Annotated in this window: 9 protein-coding genes; 6 read left to right on the forward strand and 3 right to left on the reverse strand. The window is 58.8% G+C overall.

The features are described from left to right. Window positions 1–125: 125 nt before the first annotated feature. The 3 genes from ACVW0B_RS13605 to ACVW0B_RS13615 all read right to left on the reverse strand — a co-directional run bounded on the left by ACVW0B_RS13605 (window position 126) and on the right by ACVW0B_RS13615 (window position 4,511). Window positions 126–2,669 carry a UPF0182 family membrane protein gene (locus ACVW0B_RS13605; RefSeq protein ID WP_457491931.1) on the reverse strand — a complete coding sequence of 848 codons (2,544 nt, stop codon included), beginning with the start codon at window positions 2,667–2,669 and terminating at the stop codon, window positions 126–128. A gap of 4 nt (window positions 2,670–2,673) precedes the next feature. Beyond that, window positions 2,674–4,116 (reverse strand): TIGR03279 family radical SAM protein, encoded by a 1,443-nt coding sequence (locus ACVW0B_RS13610; RefSeq protein ID WP_457491932.1) that lies wholly within the window; start codon window positions 4,114–4,116, stop codon window positions 2,674–2,676. Between the two features lie 107 nt (window positions 4,117–4,223). After that, a complete protein-coding gene (locus ACVW0B_RS13615; RefSeq protein WP_414373940.1) occupies window positions 4,224–4,511 on the reverse strand; it encodes a DUF2103 domain-containing protein in 288 nt (95 codons plus the stop codon). A 77-nt stretch (window positions 4,512–4,588) separates the two neighbouring features. Between ACVW0B_RS13615 and ACVW0B_RS13620 the strand changes: the two genes are divergently transcribed. From ACVW0B_RS13620 to ACVW0B_RS13645, 6 genes are all read left to right on the forward strand, one after another. Continuing rightward, window positions 4,589–5,266, forward strand: coding sequence for a molybdenum cofactor guanylyltransferase (locus tag ACVW0B_RS13620; protein WP_457491933.1), 678 nt, complete (start codon window positions 4,589–4,591; stop codon window positions 5,264–5,266). 32 nt (window positions 5,267–5,298) lie between these two features. Then, window positions 5,299–7,425 carry an NAD(P)/FAD-dependent oxidoreductase gene (locus tag ACVW0B_RS13625; protein ID WP_457491934.1) on the forward strand — a complete coding sequence of 709 codons (2,127 nt, stop codon included), beginning with the start codon at window positions 5,299–5,301 and terminating at the stop codon, window positions 7,423–7,425. A gap of 789 nt (window positions 7,426–8,214) precedes the next feature. Next, window positions 8,215–8,553 carry a hypothetical protein gene (locus ACVW0B_RS13630; RefSeq protein WP_414329426.1) on the forward strand — a complete coding sequence of 113 codons (339 nt, stop codon included), beginning with the start codon at window positions 8,215–8,217 and terminating at the stop codon, window positions 8,551–8,553. An 84-nt stretch (window positions 8,554–8,637) separates the two neighbouring features. Beyond that, window positions 8,638–8,979, forward strand: coding sequence for a histidine triad nucleotide-binding protein (locus tag ACVW0B_RS13635; RefSeq protein ID WP_011432043.1), 342 nt, complete (start codon window positions 8,638–8,640; stop codon window positions 8,977–8,979). A gap of 85 nt (window positions 8,980–9,064) precedes the next feature. Next, window positions 9,065–9,715 carry a precorrin-8X methylmutase gene (locus tag ACVW0B_RS13640; RefSeq protein WP_457491935.1) on the forward strand — a complete coding sequence of 217 codons (651 nt, stop codon included), beginning with the start codon at window positions 9,065–9,067 and terminating at the stop codon, window positions 9,713–9,715. Window positions 9,716–10,215: 500 nt separating this feature from the next. Beyond that, window positions 10,216–10,623, forward strand: a complete 408-nt coding sequence (locus tag ACVW0B_RS13645; protein ID WP_457491936.1) for a hypothetical protein — start codon at window positions 10,216–10,218, stop codon at window positions 10,621–10,623. The last annotated feature ends 162 nt before the right edge of the window (window positions 10,624–10,785 follow it).

A 10,785-nucleotide genomic window follows, 5' to 3' on the forward strand; every position in this document is an offset into this window, starting at 1 on the left:
TTGGATAACAGTAGTCATGAGGACAAACTTCCCTAAGGAAGCGCGAAGATTGACAACCTAAACTTAAAACATCCGTTAAGTTTCGTCAACTACCTGCCTCAAAAATGAGGAGGGGATCCCTTTCTCTATCGGCTGCCCCTCGGCAGAAAGAGGGCTTCTAAGGCCTGGCCGAGAGTCGGTTCCATCACCACCCGGTCTTCGTAGGCAGCGATCACCCGGGTGAGCTGAGGCAAGCGGCCCTGTTCTGCTTCGATGTAAAGGGGCTGAACATAGAGCAAAGAAGTCTCGATGGGGATGACCAGCAGCGTGCCCAGGTTCACCCGCGACCCATGCTGGTTCCAGAGGGAAATTTGCTCGGAGATTAAGGGATCCTGATTGACCCGTGCTTCCACCTGTTCCGGGCCATAGATGAGCCGTTGCTTGGAAAACTCGTACACCAGGAGCTTGCCGTAGTTTTCCCCGTCGCAGCGGGCCGCTATCCAAGCCACCATGTTCTGCTTGTTAACAGGGGCATAGGGGGAGAGGAGGACGAACTCAGGAGTGTGGTTTGCAACCCCTTGGGGATCCCTCGGCAAGGTGAGAATGAGATACTGCGGCTGCATGAGAATGCGCCGTCGATTGCGGAACTGGCCGGGGATCTGCCATTGATCCTCGCGGTTGTAGAAGAGGCGGGGATCCGTCATGTGGTAGGTGGCAAACTGCTGCGCTTGCAGGCGGAAGAGGTCTTGGGGATAGCGGATGTGTTGCCGCAGCGGCTCCGGCATTGCCTCCAGAGGCTTGAAGAGGGTGGGGTAGATGCGGGCGTAGGCTTGGATGAGGGGATCCTGAGGGTCGGCGATGTACCAGTCGATGCTACCGTTGTAGGCGTCCATCACCGCCTTGACCGAGTTGCGGATGTAGTTGAAGGGAAAGCCGGGCAGGTGCTCCGAGTAGGGGTAGCGGCTGCTGGTGGTATAGGCATCGAAAAACCAGTAGAGCTTGCCGCCTTGAATGACCAGGTAGGGATCCCGGTCGTAGAGCAAAAAGGGCATCACCCGACGGATGCGCTCGCGGATTTGGCGGCGATAGAGAAAGCGGGTGGCAGAAGATAGCTCGCGGCTGAGAAGGATGCGCAGATCGCCAAAATGCCAGGCGTAGAGAAACCGCTGCCAGAGGTGGGGAATGGGCACGCCACCGCTGCCCTGATAGCTGCTGTACACATAGCGCTCTGCTGCAGGGTAGTCCAATTCCCGCGCCTCAGCGCCCACGAAAACATCGGTGGTGGTCAGCTCGCCATAGTAGAGGGCCGGCTGCTCCACCCGCAAGACGGAGGCCACCTCAGGGTAGCGGGGAGAAACCCGCGGCGGAATATCCGATAGGAAAAAATCCGGCAGGCCTTCAGGGGTCACCACATTCACCGGGCTGAGGGTGAGGCCATAGCCGTGGGTGTAGAAAAACCGCCGGTTAACCCAGGTTTGGGCGGCGGGGGGCACCTGGGCAAAGTCCAGCTCGCGGGCGGCATGCATAACTTGGCGCAATTCTCCCCCAATGCGGTAGCGATCCACATTCACATAGGGAAATTGGTAGTAGGGGCGGATTTCTTGCAGTTGGCGGTAGGTGGCCAATAGGGGATCCGCATCCCAGAGGCGCACGTTGCTCAGGGTGGATTGATTCTGCTGCAGGATCTCCCAGGTGAGGGATCCCCCTTCCGGGAAGGGTTGGACTTCGACATCGGCCAGGCCAAAGCCAGCACGGGTAAAACGGATGTTGTCCTCGATGTAGGGGCGCTCCAGCTCCAGCTCGTTGGGGGTGACCAAGAAGGTCTGCACCAGTTGGGGATAAAGTTGGGTGGTTAGCAGCCCAAACCCCAGGTAGGCCCCCCAGAGGATGGCCGGCGCCAGGAGAGAGCTGGCCCAGGAAGGGCACCAGGACTTGAGGAAAGGAAGGTTGAGGCGGATCCCCTGGCGGGCCAAAGCCCAGAATCCCACCGCCGTCAGGCCTGCCACCCCGCTCATCAAGGTCGTGGCCGGCAGAGTTGCATGCACATCGGCAAAACCGGCCCCAAACACAACGCCGCGGGTGGAATAGAGCAGCTCGTAGCGATCCAGCCAATGGCCCCAAGCCCGAATGAGAAACAGGGATCCCCCCAGGATCAGCAAGTGCCGCTGGGCATAGAGAGAGAGGGCCAAGGTCAGCCGTTGCTCGGAAAGCCCCAGCTCTACCAAGTAGATGAGGACAACGGCAATCAAGGTGAGCAGCACCAGGTTGAAGCACCACTGCTGCAGCGTCTCCCAGAAAGGCAGGCTGAAGAGAAAAAAACTGAGATCGCGGTTGAAAATGGGATCCGACTCCCCGACGGGCCCCTGGTTCAGCCAGAGCAACAGCGTGAACCAGTGATTGGAAAGAGACCAAGCAAAGAAAACACTCAAACCTGTGGCAATCGCCCAGGCCCCGGTCAAGGTTGCCCCCCGCCAGCAGGAGCAGATGTTGGATCCCGTCACCGCCAGGGCAAAGAGGAAAGCGCCCAGGCCCAGCCCCCAGCGGGCAATCACCCGCGTCCACAGCACCGGCAGGGCATTCAGCTCGGCAAACCAAGCCAGATCTACATAGAAAGAGGCCAAAGCCGTGATGGCCAGGATCCCCAGCCCCACCCCCAGCAGCAGAAACAATCCTCGCCGCAACCTCTGCATCGCCTCAGGATCCTCGGCTCAAAGCTGTTCTCGGTCGCGTCAGCGGTGCAGTTTCCCTTCGCCCGAGCGATGCGGAACAACACAGGGTGCCGTAGGCATAGCCCTGTTCTAGCTGTTGCACCGCCTGCACCAAGCCTGCCGGCCCGCCGTCCACCCGCACCACCGGGATCCCCACCTGGGCCTGCACCTCTTGCCAGGTCAGATCGTCCAAAAAGCGCTCCCCATCCTTGAGGGCGATCTGGGGTAGCAATAGCCCATCATAGTCCGCCAAGTTTTCCACAGACTTCAGGGCATCCAAGATATCCTGCCCCGTCAGCAGCCCGGTTACCGTCAGGGTTTGTCCCCAAAATTGGCTGGCAATAGGCAAAAGATCCAACTGCAGCCCGCGGATGCGGTTCATCTGCTCCACCACAGGCTGGAAGGCTTGCTCTACGGCATTGCCCACCACCCACAGAACCTTGAGGGGAGAAGGGAGCTCAGGCGGCAGTTTGAGCTGCTCGAACTGGCTGAGGAAAAGCCGCAGGGAGCCTACCCCGTTCCCCAGCTGCGGGTAATCTTCATAGTGCTCTGCCGGTGGCAGTTCCCGCCCGGCCAGCAGATACCACTCATCGGCCAGCCAGGCAAAGGTGGATCCCAATGTTTGCCGAAACCCGACCTGCAAAGTTTCCACCTGCTGGATCACTTCTCGGGCCTTGGCCGCATCGACAGGAACCAGCTCATCACCAGGGGGGCGAAAGCGCGTCAACCCCACCGGCACCACTGCTGCCGAGAGGACGGTGGGGATCCCGTCTACGGGCCGGCGAAAGGCGGCCAAATCGAGGAGTGTGCGGGTGAGGTGATCCCCATCGTTCCAGCCTGGGCAGACCACCACCTGTGCGTGCAGTTGCAAGCGATGCTGGCGAAACCAGGCCAACTGCTCCAAAATCAGGCCAGCCCGCGGGTTTTTGAGCAAGCGGCTGCGCAGCTCCGGGTCGGTAGCATGCACTGACACGTAGAGGGGAGAAAGGCGCAGGCGAGCGATGCGCTCCCATTCGGCAGCAGGCAAGTTGGTGAGGGTGAGGTAGCTGCCGTAGAGAAAGCTGAGGCGGTAGTCGTCGTCCTTGAGGTGCAGCGTTGCCCGCATTTCCGGAGGTTGTTGGTCGATGAAGCAAAAGGGGCAAGCGTTGGCGCACTGGATCAGGCCATCGAACAGGGCTGTCTCAAACTCTAGCCCCAGATCCTCGTCGATTCCCTTCTCCAGCTCAACTGTGCGCGGGATCCCTTGGCTATTCAAGATCTCCAGGCTTACACACTCCTCAGCGATCAGGAAGCGGTAGTCGATGAGATCGCGGGGGCGTTCGCCGTTGATGCTGACCAGGGCCTCTCCAGGTCGAATGCCTGCTTCTGCTGCCAGGGATCCCGGCAAAACAGCACTGATGCGGGCAGGCTTGAGGCTAGTACGAGACATAAGATTGACTCATAATCAGATGTGCTATTCGCGTTGGCAGGGCGGAGTCCTGGATCGGGACAGCGTTGTGTAGCAAGAACGAGGCTCGGTTGCGTTGCCAGAAGAGCTCACTGCAAACAGCGAAGAATGGCTGCCTCCAGCTCGGTTTGGCTGAGATCCGTTACCACAAACACCTCTTGCACGCTGCTTCCCTTGCGGGCCACCAGCTTGTACCCGCCCCGGATCGGCACCGAAACCCGCAACTGCAACTGGGGGATCCGCCCACGGCTGCAGGACAGAGCGCCCGGCGTCACGGTTTTAATGCCCGCCTGCCGGGTCAGGCGTTCCAAAACAGGGATCAACCCTGAGATATGGGTAGAGTGGTTCCAAACCAGACGACCAGAGGGCTCAGACATAGCGGCTAGAGTGAGGAGAGGATGGGATCCCTATCCTATTCCTCCACAAATACCTGCTGCTCGTTGTGGAAAACTGGATGTCCAAAATGCCTGAAGATTCCCCGCCTGCAGTCGTGGCTCTGATCTTGGCCGGGGGCAACAGCCGCCGCATGGGATCCGACAAAGCCCTGGTGCTTTGGGATGGGATCCCCCTGCTGCGACGGGTGGCTCAGGTGGCAGCAGCCTGCGCCGACGCGGTTTACATCCTCACCCCCTGGCCGGAGCGCTATGCGCCGGTGGTGGATCCCGGTTGGCACCTCTGGCGGGAAAACGTTCACAGCCGCGACAGCGTTGCAGAGCAACACCGAGGCCCGCTGCTGGCCTTTCAAGAGGGGATCCGGCGGCTACAAACCTTGGCTGCTCCCCCGGAGTGGATCCTGCTGCTGGCCTGCGATCTGCCCTGCTTGCAGGAGCAGGTTCTTGGGGATTGGCGACAGCGCCTTGCCACCCTGCCCCCTCAGACGGTGGCCGCCCTGCCCAAAAGTCAGCGGGGTTGGGAGCCCCTGTGTGGCTTCTATCGCCTGGCGCAGCTAGGTTCTCTGGAGAGTTTCTTGCAGGCAGGAGGAAGATCCTTTCAGGTCTGGCTATCCCAGGTGCCAACAGCCATCCTGCCCCTGGCCGTTCCCGACAGCGGGACGGAGTCCCTTGAGAGGATGCTCACCAATTGCAACACCCCTGCAGATCTGCAGCTGGGGGGAAACCTGGGTAGGGGGTGATCCCTGGGATCGGCAAAGGGAGGGATCCCCTCATGTCACAATGGGTAAAGATTTGCTCGGTTTCTTATCTCGGCGCCGTGCTTACTTCCCTTTACTACCGCGAGATCCCTTGCCCCGATAGTGCTCAAGTGCTGCGCTGGCTACAGGAGTGTATCCCCCTGCCCCAAGGCAGCCAGAAGGTTCTTACCCCCACGGGCCTGCGCCTACAGGGATCCGGCGCTGAGCTGGCCCTTTTCTTGTGGTCGGGGCTGAACACTACCTATCTCAAGGTGTTCCAGTGGTCGGAACAGCCCTTCCCCCGCCAAGCTCGCTGGCTGGGAGAGCTGGAACAGGCCATCCAAAGCCAATTTCCCCACCGCTACCCGCAGTTGCCCCAGATCGACCTGAACCGGGGATCCATCTTCGATCAGCTTGAGCCTTTCTACCCGCAAACGGTGAAGTATTTTCGGCGGATCCCCAATGGAGAATTTGACCTGCAGCGGGTGTACTGGTGGGAAAAGCGCTGGCGGGAAGAAGTGCAACATTGCCACGCAGCCCACCGCCCTGCTCAGCCGGTCTTGTTTCGCCAGCCTGGCCCTGAGCCGGCCCCAGTGGAGTGGGATCTGGCCATCGTGGGAGGAGCGCTGGGAGCCATCTATGGAGCGGCCATGGCTCGCTTGGGCTACCGCGTGGCCTTGGTGGAGCGACTCCCTTTTGGCCGCATGAACCGCGAGTGGAACATCTCCCGGCGGGAGCTGCAAACCCTGGTGGATTTGGGCCTTTTGAGCGCCGAGCAGATGGAGAGCTTGATCCTGCGGGAATACACGGATGGGTTCAACAAGTTTTTTGACGGCAATAGCCCGGTTCGCGCTCCCGTTTTGCACACGCCGACGGTACTCAATCTGGCCATTGACGCGGAAAAGCTATTGCAGCTCTGTGGCCAGATCCTCACTTCCTGTGGGGGAGCCATCTACGAGCGCACCGAGTTCCAGCGGGCCTACATTGGCGAACAAGGCGTCACGCTGGTTTTGAAGGATTTGCCCACCGGCGAGGAGTTTCGGCTGGGATCCCGCCTTGTGGTGGATGCTATGGGAACAGTCTCTCCCATTGCCCAGCAGCTTTACCGCCATCGGGCTTTTGATAGCGTCTGCCCCACGGTGGGGGCTACCATTGCGGGGGGGTTTGAGCCAGGGGTATGGGATCCCCAGTTTGGGGACATTCTGGCCAGCCACGGGGACATCAGCCGCGGTCGGCAACTCATTTGGGAGCTGTTCCCCGGCCCAGGCGAAGATCTTACCTTTTATCTGTTCCACTACCACCAGGTGCATCCGGAAAACCCCGGATCCCTGCTGGAACTGTACGAAGATTTTTTCACTATTCTGCCGGAATACCGCCGCTGCGACCCGGAGCGCCTGCAGTGGAAAAAAGCGACCTTCGGCTATATTCCCGGACGATTTGGCCAGCACCGGCACCCTGTTCGCGGCAGCGGGACGGAGTTTGACCGGGTGCTGCTTATTGGGGATGCGGCAGCCATGCAATCGCCCCTCAGCTTTACCGGGTTTGGATCCCTGGTGCGCAACTGCCCCCGCCTGTGCGATCTGCTGGATACGGCGCTGCGCCACGACCTGCTCAGGGCGGCGGACTTAGCCCAGATCCGGGCCTACCAGGGCAACTCGGCCGTCACCTGGCTCTTCTCGCGGGGGATGATGGTGCCCACCGGCAAGGTGCTGCCCCCCGAGCGCATCAATGCCACTCTCAACAGCTTTTTCGGCATTCTCGCCACCGAGCCGCCGGAGGTGGTGGACGATTTCATCAAAGACCGGGCCGGCTGGCTGGCCTTTAACCGCATGGCCATCAAAGCTGCCCTGCAAAACCCACGGCTGCTGCTGTGGATCTGGGAGGCCGTAGGGGCCAAAGGCTTTGCCCAGTGGCTACCCACCTACCTCAGCTATACCGGCCTGGCCTTGACCTCTGCTTTGTTCAGGGGCTGGCTTCCAAATCTGCTGCGTCGCCTGCAGCCCTGGCTAGAAGCGCGTTACCCCCGCCTGTGGCTGCGCTGCCTGCAGTGGAGCTACACCCTCACGTATGGGGTAGGGCAGCCGCGCATTCAGTTTCAACTCCCCCCCAATCAAGAAAAGGCCCAAGACGCAATACCGACTTGGGTAGAGGAGAGGGCTTGAGCTGGTGGCGCGGTCGGAGAATGCGGCCACGCCAGTTTTTTGATGCCTGTGCTCTTGCTTGCCTCAAGTCACAATCTTCAATGTCTGCTTCAATGTCTGCAGAAAAGGCAGGCGACAATACAGCCTGTTCACAAACTGGGGGATACAAAAATCGTGTTTCCGAGGCTTGACCCCAACGAGGTTTAAAACAAGCAGGTTTATAGTCATTTTAAACAGAACTGAAAGATTTCTGTTGTATTGCTTCCTAACTCCCCTCTCCCTTTGGGAGAGGGGTTGGGGGTGAGGGATGACTCCCTCTGGGAAAGGGGCTGGGGGTGGTCGCGGCAGCGGCGCGGAACGCTTGGGGAGTGTCTCAATTAGCCTAGAATGACCATACAACCGTATCCCGTGGTCCCTTAGTGGGCTGTAGTTGTGTAGCTAAAGCCAATTAGCAAAAGATCCCATTGGATGCTAGCAGTCCTCACTTGTGTTTGCTAGCAGCTTTACCTCTTATCTGCACAGATTTCTGCACAGATTATTTACACAGAGCTGAACGAGGGAGTGCCCATCAGGCAAAGCCTTCCTCTGTGGCGCAAAAGTATTTCGCCACGCAGGGATCTGCCTGTCCTTTGCCTTGGCATTTTGCCCAAGTTGAGTATAATCAATACCTAACATCCAGGATCAGATCGAGGATAGTTGGGAAGGGATCCCAACCTTGATTTGGTTTTGAGACTGCTAGCCCCCTTTTTAGGATCTTTCGCAAAAAACTCTGTAGGACTGAGCCCAGTCGCGTCAGCGTTGCGGAGCAACATGGTTTACACCTTCGAGATCATCGGCATCGCCCCTGCTCTACAGTTCTTTCATCAGCAACAGAAGCTGGCCCAGCGGCCCTGTGGGGTGGAATACCTGGGTACCAGCTCCTGCACCCTCGATGCGTTACTGGGATCCGTGGAGGAAGTGCCGGCCCGGCGCGGCTGGGACTTGGATCAGTTGGTCGACGCTGTTATCCGCTTTTGGTGCAGCAACCCCGATTTGGTGAGTTTGTGGCGCTCTCGTTTTCGCGATGCCGGGCGAGATGCGCTGTTGGTCTCGCGAGTGGGGCATATTCAATCACTGCGGCAGGAATTTGAATGGCTGCTGAAGCAGTAGGTGCCGAGCGCCACTCTCGCCACCTGGGTGGGAGAATGTGCGGTTAGCAGGTAGGCTAAGGGCAGAACTAATTTGTGAGCACCCATGAGCGACACAGTTTTCGGCAAGATTATTCGCAGGGAGATCCCTGCACAAATCGTTTACGAAGACGATAGAGCCCTGGCCTTCAAAGATATTGCCCCCCAAGCCCCTGTCCACATTTTGGTGGTGCCCAAAGAGCCCATCCCCGGCATTTCCCAGGCCAAGCCCGAACATGAGGCATTGCTGGGACATCTCCTGCTGACCGCTCAACGGGTGGCTGCCGAGGCAGGTTTAAATAAAGGCTACCGATTGGTGATCAACGAAGGAGAGGACGGCGGGCAAACCGTCTTTCATCTCCACATTCACGTTCTGGGCGGTCGGGGGATGGGCTGGCCCCCAGGTTGAGCGATGGTTTTTCCCACCCATTGGAGCCTCTGCAGGTACAATCCTGTCATTACTGAGGATAAACGGCGGGCGGGGTCTGGGATCGATGGAGTGGCACGTAACCGATGCAGAGAGTTTGATGATCATCGACCAGGAGGTGGGCAAGCACGAGCTTTCTCCTGCTGAGTATGAGGTGGTTCGTCGGGTTATTTATGCTACTGCTGACTTCGAGTACTTGAACCTCATCCGTTTTGGTAACGAAGCCTTACAGGCTGGGGCGGCGGCCTTGGCAGCGCGTACCACCATTGTGGTCGATGAGCCGATGGTACAGGTGGGCATTGCCTGGGCTGTTCAGAACACCTTTTCCAACCCCATCTACTGCGGCAGCGAAGCGATTACCCGTCCCCAAAGGGACAAGACCCGCTCCGCTTGGGGCTTGGAAACCCTGGCCCAACGCTACCCTGAGGCGATCTTTGTGATTGGCCAATCCCAGACTGCCCTCTCCACCTTGGTGCAGCTGATTAGAAAGAAGGAGGTGGCCCCTGCTCTGGTCATCGCCACGCCGGCTGGGTTTGTGAACGTGGTGCAAGCCAAGCAGGAGCTAGCCGATTCCATGGTGCCCCACATCCGCACTGAGGGACGCAAAGGAGGCCCGGCAGTGGCTGCAGCGGTGTTGGATGGCCTGCTGGACTTGGCTTGGCACGCCTATGTACGGGTCAGCAGTGCAGATCATCCTGGCAAATCCGCGGTTTCATGACATGCTCCTTGCCCTTGGGCACCGTTCGCGGAAACAAGCCAAAACTTTGGCACTCAAAGCACATTTTTTCAGCAGTTGACTGCCCTGCCGCTGAAATCTCGCTTGGGACACCGCGCTTTATGGTCGTTTCAGTTTAGGGTGAGACGCCTGGACTACCGATCGCGCCAGCGGGACGGAGTCCTTGAAAAGCCTTCTGGCCTCGTGCATTCAATCATTCACTGTTTGAGGTGTGGGTGCAATGTCCTAGTTTGAATCGAAGTTTGAATTGAAATGACCATACACCCCTATAGTCAGTTGCTCTAGCGGTGCGGATGAGCTGGGGGCCTCGCAGCACTTTTGGGTCAAGAGTGGGTCTGCTGATCCAGATCACCCAGCCAAGGGGATCCCGGTCACTCGGCCTGCAAATTGGCATGGGCAAGATGGGAGCTGCGCTCTCAGTCCTGCCTCTTCAGAAAATGGCCTGAGAAGCGGCTGGGTTGAGCTTATGGAGGGATCTTCCCGTGCGGCGTGCCATCTTCTTTTGCTGGAGCGGTTGCCTTCTGGCCTTGCTTTTTGCGCCGGGGGCTTGGGCACAAGCTGAGCCATGTCCGGCGGTTGCCCTTCTGCCCTCTTCACTGCAGTTGTCAGAGGTGTCAGCACCTGCCTCTGCCCTCTCGACAACCCAGATGGACAAGGCAGGGATCCAAGTCAGCCCCTACCAGCGCTGGCGACAGAGGTATGCCCCCTCAGATCCCCTCTCTTCGGGTTTGGGCAGCGTCCCTTATCGGCCAGCCCAGCAGGGATCCCAAAGGATTCAACAGGGAACAGAGAGACTGCCCTTTTGGCTAGAGCAGAGCGGGATCCGCCTGGGAGAAGACAGCCCCTTCTTCCTACATCCCAGTGGCTTGGTCTATCGGCAGTCCTATTGAATTTGTGAGTCTGTTCGCTACAGGGATCCCAGCTTCCCCAGGGAGAAGGGCTGGGAGTGAGAAATTATCTGATACATTTACGCTGAACACTGCTGAACATCACTGTTCAACTATGCAGCGATAGCATTCTGTTTGTTTCCAACCAGAATGGCGGTATCCCGC

This window comes from Thermostichus sp. MS-CIW-23, assembly GCF_054059455.1.

Bases quoted from the DNA above. Each gene is read 5' to 3' on its own strand.
- ACVW0B_RS13605 (WP_457491931.1), bottom strand. From the start codon at position 2,669: ATGCAGAGGTTGCGGCGAGGATTGTTTCTGCTGCTGGGGGTGGGGCTG.
- ACVW0B_RS13610 (WP_457491932.1), bottom strand. From the start codon at position 4,116: ATGTCTCGTACTAGCCTCAAGCCTGCCCGCATCAGTGCTGTTTTGCCG.
- ACVW0B_RS13620 (WP_457491933.1), top strand. From the start codon at position 4,589: ATGTCCAAAATGCCTGAAGATTCCCCGCCTGCAGTCGTGGCTCTGATC.
- ACVW0B_RS13615 (WP_414373940.1), bottom strand. From the start codon at position 4,511: ATGTCTGAGCCCTCTGGTCGTCTGGTTTGGAACCACTCTACCCATATC.
- ACVW0B_RS13630 (WP_414329426.1), top strand. From the start codon at position 8,215: ATGGTTTACACCTTCGAGATCATCGGCATCGCCCCTGCTCTACAGTTC.
- ACVW0B_RS13635 (WP_011432043.1), top strand. From the start codon at position 8,638: ATGAGCGACACAGTTTTCGGCAAGATTATTCGCAGGGAGATCCCTGCA.
- ACVW0B_RS13625 (WP_457491934.1), top strand. From the start codon at position 5,299: ATGTCACAATGGGTAAAGATTTGCTCGGTTTCTTATCTCGGCGCCGTG.
- ACVW0B_RS13640 (WP_457491935.1), top strand. From the start codon at position 9,065: ATGGAGTGGCACGTAACCGATGCAGAGAGTTTGATGATCATCGACCAG.